Here is a 19,298-nt window from a genome sequence, read left to right as displayed (position 1 = left end):
CGGCCATGATCAGGCAGGCAGTCCTTGCTGTCGCGATATCCATGACGTCAATGCTCCTGTCCGGCCCGTTAGCGGCCGGGCAGGAAGCGATCCCTTCCGGCTACAGGGTAAAACCTTCCGACGTAGCGATCCCTGCGGATGCGAAGCTTGGCGAATATCAACGGACCACCCGTCCGTTCGAGAACTGGACGCTGATCTGCGACGAGAACCTGAAGGCGCGCCAAAAGGTCTGCAATGTCACCCAGATCATCGAGGACCAGGCAGGACAGGTTGCGTTCAGCTGGTCGCTTGCCGCCACCAAGGAAGGCAACCCCTACATGATCTTGCGCGCCCCGCCGATCGCCAAGAGCGACGCTCCTGTCTCGCTGACATTCGAGGGGCGCAAGGAGCCGATAAAAATTCAACTCGACGGATGCAATCAGGCCGTCTGCGTCGGCATGCTGCCGGTTGGTCCGATCATGCGCGAACAGATTTCGAAGGCCGCGGCATCCGTCATCTCCTTCCCGACCACGGATGGCAGGACGATCAGCGTAACCGCGACCCTCAAGGGCTTGGCCGCGGCCGTTGCGGCGATCAATTGACGAGGCAATCGCGATGAACCAGCAATCGATCCATGACCGGATAATGTCCCGCAACCAGGGAAAGGATGCTGTCCGGGTCGGCATCGAAGACCGGAGCAGACCGCAACGAAGCCGGGCGAAGACCGCTGTCTTCTCGTTGCTCGCCATTGCCGTCGTCGCCACGGCCGGCTTCGCGGCCATGCGCTACGACCTGGTCCGCAATCTATTGCCGCAGCCGGCGGTCGCGGAGACCAACCAGCCCAATCCGGCCCTGGCCGAAACGCCATTTCTGCAACACGCCAAAGAGGCAGGATTGCAGTCTTGTTCCAACATTTTCCCAGCCCTTGGGCAGATGCTGACGACCGGCACGACGTACAGCGTCCAGTCGATCTGGAACAACGAGGCCCCCGACAAACACCTCGTGGAAGCCCTGGTCGGCATGAACTACGCCACACAGGGCTACAGCGGCCCGGCGGCAGGCCTGGTGTTCGCAGCACCCACCGCATCCGTTTGCGAAGGTACGATGGTCAGGGTGGCGCCATTCGCGGCCAATTGCGCCGATGTTCCGGCCCTGCTTCCGAAAGACAGCAAGCTCGCCAACAATCTTGGACAAATCAGCGTCTATGAACTGGCCAATGGAGGGGGCAACGCGATGCTGCTGCCAACCGGCAACAGCTGCGTCGTCATTTCCGTGGCCTCGGCAGCAGGTAAACAAGGAGGCGTACAATGAGGGTGAATTTCGCCATTGCGGCGATCGGCATGCTGTTGCTTTGCGCCGGGCGGCTGGGCGCGGCGGACCTAGCCTCGGCGGCGGACGTGCCCGAGCCGCCGGCCCAGGAGGAGAGAGGCATCTGGGCGGCGATCGCCTATTCGAGCCCCGACGAGAAGCACGGCTTCTTTTGGGGCGCCGACAAGCGGCAGGAGGCGATGGACATCGCGCTGAAGCATTGCCAGAACGCCGGCGGCGGCAGCTGCGCCGTGGTCAGCGTATTCCGCAATCATCGCCATTGGGATGACGACGACAATACCGGCTTTCCCTACAAGCATTGCGGCGCCCTCGCCGTAGGCGAGAAGCCGGAAGGGCGGCTGACCAGCTGGGGCGCCGAGACGGCGCAAACACGCCGGGATGCCGAAGACCTGACACTGCAGGCCTGCGAGCGGAGCGGACAGAAATGCAAGATCCGCGAGTGGGTGTGCACATGACGCATCAGAGCGAAGTGGTGGAATGCCAATCAAGGCGCATGTTTGCACTCAGCGTAGCGCCGTGCTCAAGCGGGGTCAGCCCTTCGCCGTGATGCGCGTCGACGGTATGCGACACCGGCTCGAAGCAGAAGAAATCCGCATCAATCGACGGCGAATAGAGGATAACGACGTCGAGCGGCGGCGAGGCCGTGAGCGAGATGGCGATCCTGTCCTCGGGCCGGGTGATCCTGGCGCGGCGGTCCCAGCCGTCGAAGGCGTTGTTGACCCAGCTTCGCGGCAGCAGGGAGGCGTTCGAGAAATTCCACGCGGGGTAATCGGCCACCGGCGCCACGCCGACCGGCAGATGATGCTTGTCCTCCAGCCAGACCCGCGCCGCCTTCGCCTCGAGCGTCGTTCCGGCGCTGCGCGGGAACCAGGGATGAAAACCGAGCCCGTAAGGCAGGCGAATGCCGGTGCGATTCTCCACCGTGAGCGTGGCATCCAAGGCCCCGTCATGCAGCGCATAGGCGACCCGCGCCGTATATCGGTAGGGGCCGATTTCACCGGCGTCGAGGACCAGTTCCGCCTCGGTGGCGCTGTGGCTGGCAATCCGCCACTCCCTCTGGAAGCCGTCGCCATGGATTGGAAAGGCCTCCCCCGGCACGTTCGGCTCGATCGCATGGAAGCGGCCGTCGAAGGCGAAACCGCCGCCTGAGATGCGGTTCGACCAGGGAACCAGAAGCTGGCAGCCGGAGGCGCCGGTGCCATCGTCGGGGCGGAGCAGCGGCACCGTTGCGCCGCAGACCAGTGCATCGAAGCGGGCGATCGCCGCGCCCTTTTGCGGCGCCAGGACCAGACGGGCGCGGTCGTCGCGCAGTTCCAGGAGGCCGGCCATCCCTTACCAACCGCCGTCGATGGCGATGTTCTGGCCGCTGATCATGTCCGAGGCGGGCTGGCCGACACTTTTACCGCCCCCTGGACAGGCTGCCCAGAATCCCGCGCACGATCGCGCGGCCGACCGACGAGCCGACCGAACGCACGACAGCTTTGATCGCGGCTTCGGCCACCGTCTGGCGGTTGGACGGCCTTGGCGCAGGGGCCTGGCGACCGCCTGATTGCTGCGGCGGCGGATCGTCATTGCCGAAGCCCGGAATGGTCCAGCGCGAGCGCCCGCTGTCGGCCTGCTGCGCCTGCTCGTCCTGCGCATCCTTGGCTTTCTTCTGCAGCATCTCGAAGGCCGATTCGCGGTCGATGGTCTGGTCGTACTGGCCGGCGACCGGGCTCTGGTCGATCAGCTTGCGGCGCTCGTCCGCTGTGATCGGGCCAAGCCTGGACGATGGCGGCCGGATCAATGTCCGCTGCACCATGGACGGCACGCCCTTGACCTCCAGCGTCGAGACCAGCGCCTCGCCGGTGCCGAGCTGGGTGATGGCGGTGGCGCAGTCGAAATCCGGGTTGGGCCGGAAGGTGTCGGCGGCGGTCTTGACCGCCTGCTGCTCACGCGGCGTATAGGCGCGCAGCGCGTGCTGCACGCGGTTGCCGAGCTGGGCGAGAACCTTTTCAGGGATGTCCAAAGGGTTCTGCGTGACGAAATAGACGCCGACGCCCTTGGAGCGGATCAAGCGAACCACCTGTTCGACGCGGTCGATCAGCACCTTCGGCGCCTCGTCGAAAAGCAGATGCGCCTCGTCGAAGAAGAACACCAGCTTCGGCCTGTCGGGATCGCCGACCTCGGGCAATTCCTCGAACAGTTCCGACATCAGCCAGAGCAGGAAGGTGGCGTAGAGCCTGGGGTTCATCATCAGCCTGTCGGCAGCGAGCACGCTGATGGCGCCGCGGCCGTCGCGGGTGGTGCGCATGATGTCGGCGATGCGCAAAGCCGGTTCGCCGAAGAAATGCGCCGCGCCCTGCTGTTCCAGCACCAGAAGCGTGCGCTGGATTGCGCCGACCGACGGCTTGGTGACATTGCCGTAGCGCGAGCTGATCTCGTCGGCGCGCGCTGCGATGTTGGCCAGCAGCGCTTGCAGATCCTTCATGTCGAGCAGCAGCAGGCCATCCTCATCGGCGATGCGGAAGGCGATGTTCATGATGCCTTCCTGCGCTTCGGAGAGGTTCATCAGCCGCGACAGAAGCAGCGGCCCCATTTCCGAGACGGTGGCGCGGATCGGATGGCCCTGCTCGCCGAACAGGTCCCAGAAGATGACCGGGAATTCCTGGAAGTCGTAAGGGTCGAGCTTGACCTGCTCGGCCCGCTTGACCAGGAAATCCTGCGCCTTGCCCATCATGGCAATGCCGGACAGGTCGCCCTTGATATCGGCGCAGAACACAGGCACGCCGGCATTGGAAAACCCCTCGGCCAGGATCTGCAGGCTGACTGTCTTGCCGGTGCCGGTGGCGCCGGTGATCAGGCCATGGCGGTTCCCATATCGCAGCAAGAGCTGTTCGGCGCGCTGATAGCTGTCGTCGGGCTTGCGGCTGGCGCCGAGGAAAATGCTGGTGTCGTCAGCCATATGACCATGTCTCCGCAAACTGATGTGTTAAAAGCCTGTGGCCGTGCCGCAGGGTATAGTCAGGCCATTGCGCAGCGACAATGCTATTCTCCAATTGGGCTATCCATCCAGTTGGCTATTCATCCAGATTGGGCCAATCGTCTAAATTGAACCAATCCTCCAAATCGGTTTTTGGAACTTGCGGATTTTGCCGCTGTTTGGCAATCGTTCCATGGTTCGTCCACGCAGGCTGCCCTATGTCAGGGAAGCGAATCCCAACCGCGCAAGCGCATTGCATTGCGATATCTGGCAGGGAACCGTAGACTGGACGGCTGACGCTGGTGCGGCCGCATAAAAACGAGGAACATGGATGGGCGCCGGAGCCTTGACCAGGAGCATCGAAGCCGCTGACGTCGAGCGCCAGCGTTGGCTGGCCTTGGCCGAAAAGGCGCTCGCCGGCGCCTCCTTCGAGGAAAAACTGGTCTCGCATACCGACGATCAGATTCGCATCGAACCGCTCTACGATCGCGCCGGCGGCGCCGAGCCGCTTGTGCGCGCCAACCCCAAATTTCCCTGGATTGTCAGCCAGCGCATTGACGATCCCGATATCGGCCGCGCCAAGGCGCAGGCCCTGGACGATGTGGCACAAGGCGCGACGGGATTGTCGCTTGTCTTCGAAGGTGCTCCGAATGCGTTCGGCTATGGCTTGCCGAGGACGGCGCAGGCGCTGGAAACGGTGCTGGACGGCGTACCGCTCAACCGCACGCAGATCCGCATCGACGCCCATCCCTGGAGCCGTGCCGTTGCCGACTGGCTGGTGGCGTTCCTGAGCAAGCGCCGCTCCGACCCGGCAAAGCTGAACCTCTCCTTCGGCATCGACCCGGCGGCAATCTTTGCCGGAACCGGCCGGCTGCGCATGTCGATCGAGGCGTTGCAGGCATCGATGCCGCAATCGCTGGCGCATTTCTTCTCGCTGGGCGTGCCGGGTGTGCTGCTGGAGGCGGATGGGCGAGTGTTCCACAATGCCGGCGCCACGGAGGCGCAGGAACTCGGCACCATGCTCGCTTCCGCCGTCTCCTACCTCAGGATGTTCGAGGATGCGCGCCAGCCGCTTGTCTATGCCGCTCCCCATATCGGCTTTGCGCTGAGCGTCGACCAGGACCAGTTCCTGTCGATGGCCAAGGTCCGGGCCTTGCGCAGGCTGTGGGCGCGCATCCAGGAAACCTGTTCCATCCCGGCATCGACAGCCAACATCCATGCCGAGACGTCGTTCCGCATGATGACGGCGGCGGATCCCGAAACCAACATCCTGCGCACCACCATCGCCAGCTTTGCAGCGGCAGCAGGCGGCGCGGACTCGATCTCCATCCTGCCACACACCATCGCCCTCGGGCTGCCGGCCGGCTTTGCCCGCCGCATCGCCCGCAATGCGCAGTTGATCATGGCCAATGAAAGCCATATCGACCATGTCGCCGACCCAGCATTTGGGTCGGGCGCAGTCGAGGCGCTGACCCTGGGCCTGTGCGAAGCGGCGTGGGAAGAGTTCCAGCGGATCGAAGCGGAAGGCGGCGTTCTGGCAAGCCTGCAGCAAGGGCATATCCAGAAGCGCGTGAAGGCAGCATCCGAGCGCCGCGCCGAGGCCTACCGGTCGGGTGAACGGGCAATCATCGGCACCACGCTTTACCCGCTGAAAAACGATGCCCCGGTCGAGACGCTGGCGGCTGAGCGGCGGCCGCCTTTCACAGAGGGCGTGGCGGTGTGCGAGGCGCTGTTTCCCGTCCGCATCGACCAGGCAATCGGAGCCGCACAGTGATCCCGGATTTCAGCCACATTGGCTGGTCGGCGCCACGGCGCGCGCCGGTCGAGGTCAAGGGCCAGCGGCTGACGCCGGAAGGTATTGCCGTCAAGCATCTCTACGGCCAGGGCGATCTCAAGGGGCTGCCGCATCTCGACACCTATCCGGGAATGCCGCCCTTCGTACGCGGTCCCTATCCGACCATGTATGTCCAGCAGCCGTGGACGATCCGGCAATATGCCGGCTTCTCGACGGCCGAGGAATCCAACGCCTTCTACCGGCGCAATCTCGCCGCCGGCCAAAAGGGCCTTTCGGTCGCTTTCGATCTGCCCACCCATCGCGGCTATGACAGCGACCATCCGCGCGTTGCCGGCGATGTCGGCATGGCGGGCGTGGCCATCGATTCCATCCTCGACATGCGGCAATTGTTCGACGGCATTCCGCTGGGCGAGATGACGGTGTCGATGACCATGAACGGCGCGGTGCTGCCGATCATGGCGCTCTATATCGTTGCGGCCGAAGAACAAGGAGTTGCGCAGAAGGATCTCGCCGGCACCATTCAGAACGACATTCTGAAGGAGTTCATGGTCCGCAACACCTACATCTATCCGCCGAAGCCCTCGATGCGGATCGTGTCTGACATCTTCTCCTATACCTCCCAGCACATGCCGAAGTTCAATTCGATCTCGATCTCCGGCTATCACATGCAGGAGGCCGGCGCGACCGCGGACCTGGAGCTCGCCTACACCATCGCCGACGGCATCGAATATGCCCGCGCCGGCGTCGCCGCCGGGCTCGATATCGACCGTTTCGCCCCGCGGCTTTCCTTCTTCTGGGCGGTCGGCATGAACTTCTTCATGGAGATCGCCAAGCTCCGCGCGGCGCGCCTGTTGTGGGCGACCTTGATGCAGAAGAATTTTGCACCGAAGGATGAACGCTCGCTGTCGCTGCGCACCCATTGCCAGACCTCCGGCTGGTCGCTGACGGCGCAGGACCCCTACAACAACATCACCCGCACCATGATCGAGGCGATGGCGGCGACGCAGGGACATACCCAGTCGCTGCACACCAACTCGTTCGACGAGGCGATGGCGCTGCCGACCGACCACTCGGCCCGCATCGCCCGCAACACGCAGTTGATCCTGCAGAAGGAATCCGGCACCACCCGCATCATCGATCCATGGGGCGGCTCGGCGTATGTCGAACGGCTGACGCATGATCTGGCGGCGCGTGCGCTCGCCCATATCGAAGAGGTCGAGGCGCTTGGCGGCATGGCGGCGGCAACCGAACAGGGCATTCCAAAACTGCGCATCGAGGAAGCGGCGGCGCGCACGCAGGCGCGTATCGATTCCGGCGAGCAGATACTGGTTGGCGTAAACGCGCATCGCCCCGAGAACAACATCGAAGTCGACGTGCTGAAGATCGACAATGCCGAGGTCAGGGCCCGACAGTTGTCGAAGCTGCAGAACCTCAAAGGCACGCGCAATGTCGGCGCGGTCGAGAGCGCGCTCGATGCGCTGACCCGCGCTGCGCAGGGTAACGGAAACCTGCTGGAATTTGCCATCCGCGCCGCGCGCGCCTATGCCACGGTCGGCGAGATCTCGCTGGCGCTGGAAAAGGTCTTTGGCCGTCACGTCGCCTCGGTGCAAACGATCTCCGGCGTTTATCGCAATGCGCTTGGCGACAATCTGACGGTCGGCCGATTGCTGGAGAAGCTCGAAGCTTTCGAGAAGAAGTCCGGCGGCAAGCCGCGCATCCTGGTCGCAAAGATGGGACAGGACGGCCACGACCGTGGCCAGAAGGTGATCGCCACGGCCTTCGCCGATCTCGGCTTCGACGTGACGGTCGGCGCGATGTTCCAGACACCCGACGAGATCGCCAGGCTGGCGGTGGCGCAGGACGTCCATGTCATCGGCGCCTCGTCGCTGGCGGCGGGGCACCTGACACTGATCCCCGAATTGCGCGATGCGCTGAAGAAACTCGGCCACCCCGACATGCTGATCGTCGTCGGCGGCGTCATCCCGCCGCAGGATTACGGCGCAGTGCTGGAAGCGGGTGCCGCGGAAATCTTCCCGCCAGGGACGGTTATCCCGGAGGCTGCGGATCGGTTGCTGGACCGGCTGCTGGCGAGCTGATTGAAACAGTTGCACTGCTTATCAAAGTTGCGTTACAATATCGGGCGCAACCTATGGTATAGCTATGAACACCATCATTCACGGACTTGAGGACGGATCGGGCGTTGTAATCCTGCCGCGGGAAACGCTCGACAGCTTGAGCCTGCAAGTGGGCGATGAACTCCAGATCATCGAAACCACGACGGCATCATCCTAAGGCCGGTGCCGTGTGACGACGTCGAACGGCAAATACGTGCTGCTCGCGATGTCATGGACAAGTATGAGCCCGCGTTGCGAAAGCTGGCTGTGCAAATAGGGTGAGCTGGCGTCAGGCGTCCGACAGCTTGACAATTTCCCATTCCTTGCCGTTGACGCTTGCGACGTCGCCGACCTTCTTGCCGAACAGCGCCACGGCCATTGGCGAGACGTGTGAGATGCTGCCCTTTGAGGGGTCGGCCTCGTCCTCGCCGACGATCTTCCAGTGCACTTTCTTGCCGTCATCGCTTTCCAGCGTGACACCCATGCCGAAGCGCACCTGGTCGCTGCCCGGTTCCGGCACGGAAAGCTCGGCGCTTTCGCGGCGCGCTGTCCAGTAGCGCAGGTCGCGCGAGACGACGGCAATGCGCTCGCGATCGGCTTTTCGCTCGGCTTTCGCCAAAATGTCGCGCAGATCGGCCAGATTGTCCTCGATCATCGCCAGGCCGCGCTCCGTCACCAGATTGCGGTGTTGGCTGATCGGCCGCTCGCCGATGCCGGCAATGGCGTTTTCGCTGTCTTCCTCGCGGGTGAAAGCCCTGCTCATCGGATAAACTTAGGCCCGCTTCGGCGACTGTACAAGCCACTTGGCGGACCCGGTCATTGGTCGGACTATCGCCGAGCGGAGACCTATGCGGCTGGCCCAATTCCTGCGAAGAACCATTTCATCGCAGGGATCTGTGCCGATGTTGAACAGACGAACGCTTCTCAAGGGGACTGTCGGCTTTGCGGTGCTCGGCGTTTCGCTGGACAACGCCTTGGCGAAGACGGCAGCGCTTGGCTCGATCAATGCCGCCGAGCTTGGCGTGGAGCCGGACGCACCGGACGACCAGAGCAAGGCCTTCGCCACGATGCTAGCCGAGGCAAGCCAGCGCAATGCGCCGGTGTTCCTGCCGCCGGGCACCTATGTCGTGTCCAACCTGACCCTGCCCGCCCGCGTCAGGCTTTCGGGCGTGCCGGGCGCCTCGCGCATCCTCTATGGCGGCAATGGCCATTTGCTGACGGCCGAACAGGCCGAGCATATAGAGTTCACCGCATTGGTCTTCGACGGCGCCAACGGCGGGTTGGCCGACGATGCGCAAGGCCTGCTCGACCTGCGCCGCGTCGCCCATCTCGTCATCGACAATTGCACGATCACCGGCAGCTGCAAGCATGGGCTGGCGCTGGAGCATGCGTCGGGCCGCGTCGAGCGCTCCGAGATTTCGGGGGCTGCGGACGCCGGCATCTACTCCGTCGAGGCCGCTGGCCTGGCGATATCCGATAATGCCGTATCCGACTGCGGCAATGGCGGCATTCTTGTCCATCGCTGGCAGCAGGCCGAGGACGGCACGATCGTCAGCGGCAACCGCGTGCAGCGGATCGGCGCGCGCAGCGGCGGCACCGGGCAGAACGGCAATGGCATCAACGCATTCCGTGCCGGCAATGTCTCCGTCACCGGCAACATCGTCTCGGACTGCGCCTTCTCGGCGATCCGCGCCAACAGTTCAAGCAATCTGCAGATGACCGGGAACACCTACTCGCGGTCGGGCGAAACCGCGCTCTATTCCGAATTCTCCTTCGAAGGCGCCATCATCGGCAACAACATCGTCGATGGTGCCGCTAACGGCATCTCGATCGTCAATTTCAACGAGGGCGGCCGTATGGGTGTCTGCTCGAACAACATCGTGCGCAACCTCTCGACCACCGGCCCCTACCCCGCCGACGCGCCGGGCTTCGGCGTCGGTATCAGCGTCGAGGCCGACACCACCGTCTCGGGCAATGTCATCGAGAACGCGCCGCTCTACGGCATGCAGATCGGCTGGGGCGCCTATATGCGCAATGTTGTGGCGACGGGAAACATCATTCGTCAGGCCGGAACCGGCATCGCCGTCACTGTGGTCGAGGGCGCTGGGAACGCCATCATCTCCGACAACGTCATCGACGGCGCCGAGAACGGCGCCATCATCGGCCAGCGCTGGGCCGAACGGGCGACCGGCGACCTCGCGCGGTCGAGCGATAGCGGCTATGCGCACCTGACGGTCGAGCGAAACAGGGTCAGCTGAGCGTCGTCGTCGGCCGCAGCGAGCCGACCTTGGCGCCGATGCGGCTTTCGATCGGCGGATTGGCCCGCTCCAGAAGGTTCGCCGCCAGTGCGCCGTCGGCGCTGAGAAGTTTTGCCAGCACAGCAGCAATCATCACCTCGGCGGCGCGGCCGGCGCCGTCATCACATTTCAGCGCGATGCCGAGGCCAAGCTCCGGAACGGCAGCGCAATAGACGCCTTCGGCGCCCGTCTTGACGAAGATGCGGCCGGGCGCGGCCTGCATCAGCGCCACATCGGCCTTGCCGGTGCCGGCGACCAGGAAAGGCTCGGCCATGCAGGCAGACAGCAGGCGTTTGGCCGCCTTGGCACGCTCAGGGCCAAAGCTCCTGCCCGTAGCCATGCGGGCAAAGCCAAGGGCAAAACTTTTCAGCGGCACGGCATAGGTGGGGATCGAGCAGCCATCGGTTGCCCGGTGATCCGCATCGTGGGCAGCGCCGGTCACCGCCTGCATGGCGTCGCGCACCATCTCCTGCAAACCATGGCCTGCCTTGACGTAGCCTTGGTGGGCAATCCCTGAGTGCACGCAGGTGCAGAGAAATCCGGAATGCTTGCCCGAGCAATTGTTGTGCAGTGCGTTCGGCGAGACGCCTGTGCGGGCCAGTGCGATCGTCGCGTCGTGGCTCGACGGCCAATGCGCGCCGCATTCCAGCGCCGACTTGTCGAGGTCGGCCTTGGCCAGCATCGCCTGCGCCAGTTCGACATGCGCGGGTTCGCCTGAATGTGAAGCGCAGGCCAGCGCCAGTTCGCGGTCGCCGAAGCCATAGGCATCGGCGGCACCCGTTTCGACCAGCGGCAGCGCCTGGATCGCCTTGACCGCCGAGCGCGGAAACACCGGCCGCGCCGTATCGCCGATCTCCAGGACAGGCTTGCCGTCACCGTCAAAGATTGCGACAGCGCCGCGATGGGCGCTCTCGACGATCGCGCCGCGCAAGACTTCGACCAGAACCGGATTTGTCATCACCACCCCGAAAAATACGGGCCGCTTCTACCTGATCCGGTCGAGGATGGAAACGTAGTTGGCGACGGCAGCGCCACCCATGTTGAAGATGCCGCCAAGCTTTGCGTCCGGCACCTGGATGCCGCCTGCTTCGCCGGTCAACTGCATGGCGGTCAGCACATGCATCGACACACCGGTGGCGCCGATCGGATGGCCCTTGGCCTTCAGCCCGCCCGAAGGATTGACCGGCAGCCTGCCGTCTTTTGCCGTCGTGCCGTCCAGCCCCAGCCTGGCGCCCTCGCCCGGCTTGGCTAGGCCCATCGCCTCATATTCGATGAGTTCGGCAATAGTGAAGCAGTCATGCGTCTCGACGAAGGAGAGGTCGTCGAGCGTCACGCCGGCCTTCTTCAAAGCCTGGTTCCAGGCCTGCTCGCAGCCTTCGAAAGACAGGATGTCGCGCTTCGACATCGGCAGGAAATCCTGGACATGCTCGTTGGCGCGGAAGGCGACGGCGCGGCGCATCTTCAACGCCGTCGAGGTGTCGGTCAGCACAAGGGCGGCAGCACCGTCGGAGACCAGCGAACAGTCCGTGCGCTTCAGCGGACCGGCCACGAACGGGTTTTTCTCGCTTTCCTGGCGGCAGAACTCGTAGCCGAAATCCTTGCGCATCTGCGCGTACGGATTGTCGACGCCGTTCTTGTGGTTCTTGGCCGCGATCATCGCCAGCGCGTCCGACTGGTCGCCATAACGCTGGAAATAGGCCTGCGCGATTTTGCCGAAGACGCCGGCGAAACCAGCCGGCGTGTCGCCCTCCTCCGGCAGATAGGAAGCCTTGAGCAGGTTCTTGCCGATCTCGGGGCCGGGTGTCGTCGTCATCTGCTCGGCACCGACCACCAGCACGATGCGGGCGGCATTGGCATCGATGGCGCGGATGCCTTGGCGGACCGCTGCCGAACCCGTGGCGCAGGCGTTCTCGACCCGCGTCGCCGGCTTGAAGCGCAGCCGGTCATCGGCCTGCAGCACCAGGCTGGCGGTAAAATCCTGAGGGGAGAAGCCGGCGTTGAAATGGCCGAGCACGATCTCGTCGACCTCGTCCGGGCCAATGCCGGCATGGTCGAGCGCGTCGACCGCGACCTTGGTGATCAGGCCTTCCAGCGTCTCGCCTTCCAGCTTGCCGAAGCGCGAATGCGCCCAGCCAACGATGCATGCGGTCATGGCGGTCTCCATCCTTGGCGCCAGCCTAACATGTGGGCAAACGGCGCACTTCGCCTTTATTGTTCAAATATAAACAATCCCGCCCGCATCGAAAAGGGCCGCAAGCCGACAATCGCTTGGTGCAGGTTCCAATCGGATCAATTTTTTGTTGATTGACGCGTCAATAAAAAATAATCTCCGCCGCAAAAGCCGGGAACATCATGCCTAAAGTCGGAATGGAACCGTTGCGCCGCAAGGCGCTCATCGACGCGACGATCTCGGCGATCGGCGAGCGCGGCTCGCTTGACGTGACCATGTCGGAGATAGCGGGGCGCGCCGGTGTGTCGTCAGCATTGGCTCACCACTATTTCGGCGCCAAGGATGAGCTGCTGCTGGCGACGATGAGGCATATTCTGGCCGAGCTGACGATCGACATGCGGCGCGCGCTGCAATCCGCCGGCTCGCCGCGCGAACGCGTTTCGGCGGTGGTCGCCGTCAACTTCTCCGACATCCAGTTCCGGCCGGAAACCATCGCGGCCTGGCTCGCCTTTTATGTCGATGCACAGAAATCATCGGCCCTGCGCCGGCTGCTCAGGGTCTATGCGCGGCGGCTGCACTCGAACCTGATGAGCGGACTGACCGGCATACTGCCGCGCAACGAGGCCGACCGCGCGGCGGAAGCGGTCGCGGCGATGATCGACGGGCTGTACATCAGGCGCGCGCTGAAGGACGGCGTGCCGGATGCTCAAACCGCGATCGCGCTGGTCGAAGATTATCTCGAAATCAAACTCGGCGGGCGACAGACACAGTGACAGCCTCATTGATATCAAGGCGACCCAACATCCTGATCGTCATGGTCGATCAGCTCAACGGCACGCTGTTTGCGGACGGGCCGGCGGACTTCCTGCATGTGCCGCATCTCAAGGCGCTGGCCGCACGCTCGGCGCGCTTCGGCAACAACTACACGGCCTCGCCGCTTTGCGCGCCGGGCCGCGCCGCCTTCATGAGCGGGCAATTGCCGTCGCGCACCCAGGTCTATGACAACGCCGCCGAATTCGCTTCCTCGATCCCGACCTACGCCCACCATCTGCGCGGCGCCGGCTACTACACTTGCCTGTCGGGCAAGATGCATTTCGTCGGCCCTGACCAGTTGCACGGTTTCGAGGAGCGGCTGACCACCGACATCTATCCCGCCGATTTCGGCTGGACGCCGGATTACCGCAAGCCCGGCGAGCGCATCGACTGGTGGTATCACAATCTCGGCTCTGTCACCGGCGCCGGCGTTGCCGAGATCACCAACCAGATGGAGTATGACGACGAGGTCGCCTTCCACGCGGTGCAAAAACTTTACGATCTTGCCCGCACCTCCGAGGACGAGGCCAGCCGGCCCTGGTGCCTGACGGTTTCCTTCACCCACCCGCACGACCCCTATGTCGCACGGCGGCAATATTGGGATCTCTATGAAGACTGTCCGGCGCTTGAGCCGGAGGTGGGATTCATCCCCTATGCCGATCAGGACCCGCATTCGCAGCGGCTTTACCGCGCCAGCGACTACGACAGTTTCAACATCACGCCGGAGCAGATCCGCCGCTCGCGGCGCGGCTACTACGCCAACATCTCCTATCTCGACGACAAGGTCGGCGAGTTGATGTCAGTGCTGGAACGTACGCGCATGCTGGACGACACGGTCATCCTGTTCTGCTCCGACCATGGCGATATGCTTGGCGAGCGCGGCCTGTGGTTCAAGATGAACTTTTTCGAGGGCTCGGCACGGGTGCCGCTGATGATCGCCGGCAAGGGCGTTGCCGCGGGGCTGATCGACGCGCCGGTTTCCAATCTCGACGTGACGCCGACATTGTGCGATCTCGCCGGCATCGACATCTCGGCGATCGCGCCGTGGACCGACGGCCAGTCGCTGCTGCCGCTGCTCGAGGGCACGAAACGCGATGCTCCAGTTCTGATGGAGTATGCCGCCGAAGGCTCCAACGCGCCGTTGGTGGCGATCCGCGACGGCCGCTATAAATTCATCCATTGCGAGATCGATCCGCCGCTTCTGTTCGATCTCGAAGCCGATCCGCAAGAACTCACCAATCTTGCCACCGATCCGACGCATGCCGATCTGGTGGCGGCCTTCACGGGAGCCGTACGAGCGCGCTGGGACATGGCCGCCTTCGACGCCGCCGTGCGTACCAGCCAGGCGCGGCGCTGGGTGGTCTATCCGGCGCTACGCAACGGCACGCATTACCCCTGGGAGTTCCAACCGCTGCAGAAGGCGTCGGAACGCTACATGCGCAACCACATGAACCTCGACAATCTCGAGGACCAAAAACGCTTTCCGCGAGGCGAATGATGACCATTGTCCCCTCCCTCGATCACCTCAGACAAGCCTATGCCGTGACGTCGAAGGCGACGCAGATCACGCCGTTGCTGGAATCGACAGCCTTGGCCAAGGAGACGGGTGCGGCCCGCGTCTTTATCAAGCCGGAATCACTGCAATGGGCCGGCTCGTTCAAGGTGCGCGGGGCCTATTGGCGGTTGAAGCGGCTGTCGCCGGACGAGGCCATAAAAGGCGTCGTCGCCTACTCCTCCGGCAATTTCGCGCAAGGGTTGGCGGCTGCCGGCCAGGCGCTCGGCATTCCCGTCACCATCGTCATGCCGATCGACGCGCCGGCCGCCAAGCGCGATGCGACCACAGGCTATGGCGCGCGCGTCGTGCTGACCGATCATGGCGAGCGCGCCCGTGAAGAGGTCGCAGCCGCCAAGGCCTGCGAGATTGCCGAGACCGAAGGGCTGGCGTTGCTGCATCCATTCGACGATCCGGAGATCGTTGCCGGCCAGGCCGGCGCCGGGCTCGAAGCGCTCGAACAATTCGAGGCAAAGGACGCCAGTGCCGACCTTCTGTTCTGCTCGGTCGGCGGCGGCGGACTGATCGGCGGCATGTCGCTCGCCTTCCACTATCTGTCGCCGGCAACCGAGATCATCGGCGTCGAGCCGGAAGGCTTCAACGGCATGGGTGCATCGCTAGCGCATGGCGCCATCGAGACCATGCCGATCGCGCCGAAATCGATTTGCGACGGGCTGATGTCGCGGCGGCCGGGCGACGCGCCGTTCGCGGCGGTCAAGACCGCTGGCGTGCGCGGCATCACCGTCGACGACCAATCGGTTAGGCGAGCGATGAAGATCGCCTTCGAGCGGATGAAGCTGGTGCTCGAGCCGTCAGGCGCCGCCTCTCTGGCGGCGCTGCTCGGCGGCAAGGTGGATGTGACGGGTAAAACGGTCCTGGTCATGGCTACCGGCGGCAATGTCTCGCTCGCCGATTTTATTTCGCATATGAACGATGGGCGCATGTGAACCATGCTTGAAGCAGACTTCGTCATCATCGGCTCCGGCTCGGCCGGCTCGGCCATGGCCTACCGACTGTCGGAAGACGGCAAGCATTCGGTGATCGTCATCGAGTTCGGCGGTACCGATATCGGGCCGCTGATCCAGATGCCGTCGGCGCTGTCGATCCCGCTCAACATGAGCCTTTACGACTGGGGCTTTGCCAGCGAACCGGAGCCGCATCTCGGCGGCCGCGTGCTGGCGACGCCACGCGGCAAGGTGATCGGCGGCTCGTCCTCGATCAACGGCATGGTCTATGTCAGGGGCCACGCACGCGACTTCGACCACTGGGCCGAACAGGGGGCGGCCGGCTGGGGCTTCGCCGACGTGCTGCCCTATTTCAAGCGCATGGAGGACAGTGACGGCGGCGAGGACGGCTGGCGCGGCCACGGCGGCCCGCTGCACGTCCAGCGTGGCCCGCGCAAGAATCCGCTCTACGGCGCCTTTGTCGAGGCCGGCCGCCAAGCCGGGTTCGAACTGACCGACGACTACAATGGCTCGAAGCAGGAAGGCTTCGGACCGATGGAGCAAACCATACGCGGCGGCCGCCGCTGGTCGGCCGCGTCAGCCTATCTGAAGCCGGCGCTCAAGCGGCAAAATGTCAGCGTGATCAAAGGCTTCGCCCGTCGTGTGATCATCGAGAATCAGCGCGCTGTCGGCGTCGAGATCGAAGCTCACAAACAGATTCAGGTCGTTAAGGCGCGACGTGAGGTGATCGTTGCCGCGTCATCGATCAATTCGCCCAAGATCCTGATGCTATCCGGTATCGGCCCGGCCGCGCATCTCAAGGAGAACGGCATCCAGGTCGTGGCCGACCGGCCCGGTGTCGGCCGCAATCTGCAGGATCATATGGAGCTCTACATCCAGCAGGAATCGACCCAGCCGATCACGCTGAATTCGGTTCTCAACCCATTCTCCAAGGCTCTGATCGGGGCGCAGTGGCTGTTCTTCAAGACCGGCCTCGGTGCCACCAACCATTTCGAGGCCGCGGCCTTCGTGCGCTCGCAGGCCGGCGTCGACTACCCCGACATCCAGTATCACTTCATCCCGGCTGCGGTGCGCTATGACGGCAAGGCGGCGGCGAGGGCCCATGGCTTCCAGGCCCATGTCGGGCCGATGCGGTCGAAGTCGCGCGGCTCGGTGACGCTGCGCTCTCCCGACCCGAAAGCGACGCCGGTCATCCGCTTCAACTACATGTCGCATCCAGACGACTGGACCGAGTTCCGCCACTGCATCCGGCTGACCCGCGAGATCTTCCGCCAGAAGGCTTTTGACGGCTTTCGCGGCAAGGAAATCTCGCCGGGTTCGCACGTCCAGTCGGACGAGGATCTCGACGCCTTCATCCGCGATCATGCCGAGAGTGCCTACCACCCGTGCGGCACCTGCAAGATGGGCCGCGCCGACGACATCACGAGCGTGGTCGATCCGGAGTGCCGGGTAATCGGCGTCGACGGCCTGCGCGTCGCCGACTCCTCGATCTTCCCGCGGGTGACCAACGGCAACCTCAACGCGCCGTCGATCATGACCGGCGAGAAGGCCTCCGACCACATTCTCGGCCGCACGCCACTGGCGCCGTCCAACCAGGAACCCTGGATCAATCCGCGCTGGCAGGTGGCGGATCGATAGGGCATTGTCCGGCGGACTGCTCCGCAATAGCGAATACATCTGGAGAACAGCATGCGCGCCCAGCCAACGGCATCGCACTATGTCAACGGCCGCTACATCGAGGACGAAGGCGGCGCGCCGCTGCCGGTGATCTATCCGGCGACCGGTGAGGTCATCGCCACTTTGCATTCGGCGACTCCGAACGTGCTGGAGCTCGCCATCGAAGCCGCGCGGGCCGCACAACCGGCCTGGGCGCGGATGAAGCCGGTCGAGCGTGGCCGCATCCTGCGCCGCGCCGCCGACATTTTGCGCGCGCGCAACGCCGATCTGGCGCGGATCGAGACGCTCGACACCGGCAAAGCGATCCAGGAGACGCTGGTGGCGGATGCACTATCGGCCGCCGACTGCCTCGAATATTTCGGCGGCGCGGTTGCCGCCTTCAACGGCGAGGCGATCGATCTTGGTGGACCTTTTGCCTATACGCGCCGCGAGGCGCTCGGTGTGTGCGTCGGCATCGGCGCCTGGAACTATCCGATCCAGATCGCCGGCTGGAAATCCGCCCCGGCGCTCGCCATGGGCAACGCCATGGTATTCAAGCCTTCGGAGAACACGCCGCTGTCGGCGCTGGCGCTGGCCGAGATCTACTCAGAGGCGGGCCTGCCCGACGGGCTGTTCAACGTCGTGCAAGGCTATGGCGAAGTCGGCGCCGGCCTCGTCGGCCATGATGTCGTTGCCAAGGTTTCGGTGACCGGCTCGGTGCCGACCGGCCGCAAGGTGCTGTCGCTCGCCGGTTCGAAGATGAAGCATGCGACGATGGAACTCGGCGGCAAGTCGCCGCTGATCGTGTTCGACGATGCCGATCTCGAAAACGCCATCGGCGGCGCCATGCTCGGCAATTTCTATTCGAGCGGGCAGATCTGCTCCAACGGCACGCGTGTTTTCGTACAAAGCGGCATCCATGACCGCTTCGTCGACCGGCTGGTCGAGCGGACGAAAAAGATCCGCATCGGCGATCCGCTCGATCCTGAGACGCAGATGGGGCCGCTGGTCAACAAGGCGCAGCAGGAGAAGGTCGTTTCCTACATCGCGGCCGGCAGGCAGGATGGAGCAACGCTCGCCTGCGGTGGCAACGTGCCGTCGCTGCAAGGGTTCGATGGCGGCTTCTTTGTCGAGCCGACGGTGTTCACCGGTGTCACCGATACGATGCGCATTGCGCGCGAGGAGATTTTCGGGCCGGTGATGAGCGTGCTGAAGTTCGACGGCGAGGACGAGGTGATCGACCGCGCCAACGACACCGAATTCGGCCTCGCCGCCGGCGTCTTCACCCGCGACCTGCAGCGCGCTCATAGGGTGATCGCCGAACTGCAGGCCGGCACCTGCTGGATAAACGCCTACAATCTGACGCCGGTGGAAATTCCGTTTGGCGGGGTGAAGCAATCCGGCATTGGGCGCGAGAACTCGCTGGCGGCTTTAGCGCTCTATTCGCAGCTGAAGGCGGTGTATGTCGAGACCGGGGATGTAGCGAGCCCGTATTGAGGGGTTGGCGGCGGGGCGCCCCCCCCCACAGCGCCGCCCCCGGGGGGGGGGGGGGCCGCCCCCCCCCGCGCTCCCCGGCATTGGGCCGTGCGGGGGGGGGCGTGAGCGCTGACGGTCGGCGAGGACCCCCACCCCGCTCCGCTACGCGGATCGACCCTCCCCACAAGGG

Annotated in this window: 17 protein-coding genes; 12 read left to right on the top strand and 5 right to left on the bottom strand. The window is 64.2% G+C overall.

Going from position 1 to position 19,298, the window contains the following annotated elements; all coding sequences use genetic code 11:
- Nucleotides 1–5: 5 nt before the first annotated feature.
- Genes NKI05_RS26220 through NKI05_RS26210 form a run of 3 tightly spaced genes read left to right on the top strand, consistent with a single transcriptional unit; the run spans nucleotide 6 to nucleotide 1,763 of the window.
- Nucleotides 6–581: an invasion associated locus B family protein gene (locus NKI05_RS26220; RefSeq protein ID WP_352793480.1), complete on the top strand. Its 576-nt coding sequence runs from the start codon at nucleotides 6–8 to the stop codon at nucleotides 579–581.
- Between the two features lie 13 nt (nucleotides 582–594).
- Nucleotides 595–1,290, top strand: a complete 696-nt coding sequence (locus NKI05_RS26215) for a hypothetical protein (RefSeq protein ID WP_023816470.1) — start codon at nucleotides 595–597, stop codon at nucleotides 1,288–1,290.
- The gene (locus tag NKI05_RS26210) at nucleotides 1,287–1,763 is read left to right on the top strand and encodes a DUF4189 domain-containing protein (RefSeq protein ID WP_023816471.1); all 477 of its coding nucleotides are present in this window, start codon (nucleotides 1,287–1,289) and stop codon (nucleotides 1,761–1,763) included. Before NKI05_RS26215 ends, NKI05_RS26210 begins: the two co-directional genes overlap by 4 nt.
- Nucleotides 1,764–1,767: 4 nt before the next feature.
- Here NKI05_RS26210 and NKI05_RS26205 read toward each other — a convergent pair whose 3' ends face one another.
- Together NKI05_RS26205 and NKI05_RS26200 are read right to left on the bottom strand one after the other, a co-directional pair.
- Nucleotides 1,768–2,637, bottom strand: a complete 870-nt coding sequence (locus NKI05_RS26205; protein WP_023816472.1) for an aldose 1-epimerase — start codon at nucleotides 2,635–2,637, stop codon at nucleotides 1,768–1,770.
- Nucleotides 2,638–2,707: 70 nt separating this feature from the next.
- The gene (locus NKI05_RS26200; protein ID WP_023816473.1) at nucleotides 2,708–4,252 is read right to left on the bottom strand and encodes a helicase HerA-like C-terminal domain-containing protein; all 1,545 of its coding nucleotides are present in this window, start codon (nucleotides 4,250–4,252) and stop codon (nucleotides 2,708–2,710) included.
- Between the two features lie 349 nt (nucleotides 4,253–4,601).
- Between NKI05_RS26200 and NKI05_RS26195 the strand changes: the two genes are divergently transcribed.
- The 3 genes from NKI05_RS26195 (at nucleotide 4,602) to NKI05_RS26185 (ending at nucleotide 8,357) form a co-directional block, all read left to right on the top strand.
- Nucleotides 4,602–6,044 (top strand): methylmalonyl-CoA mutase subunit beta, encoded by a 1,443-nt coding sequence (locus NKI05_RS26195; protein WP_023816474.1) that lies wholly within the window; start codon nucleotides 4,602–4,604, stop codon nucleotides 6,042–6,044.
- Nucleotides 6,041–8,161: a methylmalonyl-CoA mutase gene (gene scpA, locus NKI05_RS26190; RefSeq protein ID WP_023816475.1), complete on the top strand. Its 2,121-nt coding sequence runs from the start codon at nucleotides 6,041–6,043 to the stop codon at nucleotides 8,159–8,161. The genes NKI05_RS26195 and scpA overlap by 4 nt, the downstream gene beginning before the upstream one ends.
- Before the next feature lie 64 nt (nucleotides 8,162–8,225).
- A complete protein-coding gene (locus NKI05_RS26185) occupies nucleotides 8,226–8,357 on the top strand; it encodes an AbrB/MazE/SpoVT family DNA-binding domain-containing protein (RefSeq protein WP_023732052.1) in 132 nt (43 codons plus the stop codon).
- A gap of 111 nt (nucleotides 8,358–8,468) precedes the next feature.
- On the opposite strand, the gene greA is transcribed toward NKI05_RS26185, so the two are convergent.
- The gene (gene greA / locus NKI05_RS26180) at nucleotides 8,469–8,942 is read right to left on the bottom strand and encodes a transcription elongation factor GreA (protein ID WP_023670749.1); all 474 of its coding nucleotides are present in this window, start codon (nucleotides 8,940–8,942) and stop codon (nucleotides 8,469–8,471) included.
- Nucleotides 8,943–9,081: 139 nt separating this feature from the next.
- Between greA and NKI05_RS26175 the strand changes: the two genes are divergently transcribed.
- The gene (locus tag NKI05_RS26175) at nucleotides 9,082–10,437 is read left to right on the top strand and encodes a TIGR03808 family TAT-translocated repetitive protein (RefSeq protein WP_352793476.1); all 1,356 of its coding nucleotides are present in this window, start codon (nucleotides 9,082–9,084) and stop codon (nucleotides 10,435–10,437) included.
- On the opposite strand, the gene NKI05_RS26170 is transcribed toward NKI05_RS26175, so the two are convergent.
- On the bottom strand, nucleotides 10,430–11,434 hold the full coding sequence (locus NKI05_RS26170) for an asparaginase (protein WP_023754817.1): 1,005 nt from the start codon (nucleotides 11,432–11,434) through the stop codon (nucleotides 10,430–10,432). The genes NKI05_RS26175 and NKI05_RS26170 overlap by 8 nt on opposite strands.
- A 27-nt stretch (nucleotides 11,435–11,461) precedes the next feature.
- On the bottom strand, nucleotides 11,462–12,628 hold the full coding sequence (locus NKI05_RS26165) for an acetyl-CoA acetyltransferase (protein WP_023816478.1): 1,167 nt from the start codon (nucleotides 12,626–12,628) through the stop codon (nucleotides 11,462–11,464).
- Between the two features lie 200 nt (nucleotides 12,629–12,828).
- On the opposite strand from NKI05_RS26165, the gene betI reads away from it, so the two are divergent.
- Genes betI through betB form a run of 5 tightly spaced genes read left to right on the top strand, consistent with a single transcriptional unit; the run spans nucleotide 12,829 to nucleotide 19,129 of the window.
- Nucleotides 12,829–13,419 carry a choline-binding transcriptional repressor BetI gene (betI, locus tag NKI05_RS26160; RefSeq protein WP_023816479.1) on the top strand — a complete coding sequence of 197 codons (591 nt, stop codon included), beginning with the start codon at nucleotides 12,829–12,831 and terminating at the stop codon, nucleotides 13,417–13,419.
- 8 nt (nucleotides 13,420–13,427) lie between these two features.
- Nucleotides 13,428–14,957: a choline-sulfatase gene (gene betC, locus NKI05_RS26155; protein WP_023816480.1), complete on the top strand. Its 1,530-nt coding sequence runs from the start codon at nucleotides 13,428–13,430 to the stop codon at nucleotides 14,955–14,957.
- A complete protein-coding gene (locus tag NKI05_RS26150) occupies nucleotides 14,954–15,958 on the top strand; it encodes a threonine/serine dehydratase family protein (protein WP_023816481.1) in 1,005 nt (334 codons plus the stop codon). The genes betC and NKI05_RS26150 overlap by 4 nt, the downstream gene beginning before the upstream one ends.
- 3 nt (nucleotides 15,959–15,961) lie before the next feature.
- The gene (gene betA, locus NKI05_RS26145; protein WP_023816482.1) at nucleotides 15,962–17,614 is read left to right on the top strand and encodes a choline dehydrogenase; all 1,653 of its coding nucleotides are present in this window, start codon (nucleotides 15,962–15,964) and stop codon (nucleotides 17,612–17,614) included.
- A 51-nt stretch (nucleotides 17,615–17,665) separates the two neighbouring features.
- Nucleotides 17,666–19,129, top strand: a complete 1,464-nt coding sequence (gene betB / locus NKI05_RS26140; RefSeq protein ID WP_023816483.1) for a betaine-aldehyde dehydrogenase — start codon at nucleotides 17,666–17,668, stop codon at nucleotides 19,127–19,129.
- The last annotated feature ends 169 nt before the right edge of the window (nucleotides 19,130–19,298 follow it).

The sequence above is a fragment of the Mesorhizobium sp. M0771 genome (assembly GCF_040320155.1).
GTDB lineage: Bacteria > Pseudomonadota > Alphaproteobacteria > Rhizobiales > Rhizobiaceae > Mesorhizobium.
Note: the sequence above shows the minus strand (reverse complement) of the source record. Positions and strands in the feature narration are given on the sequence as shown.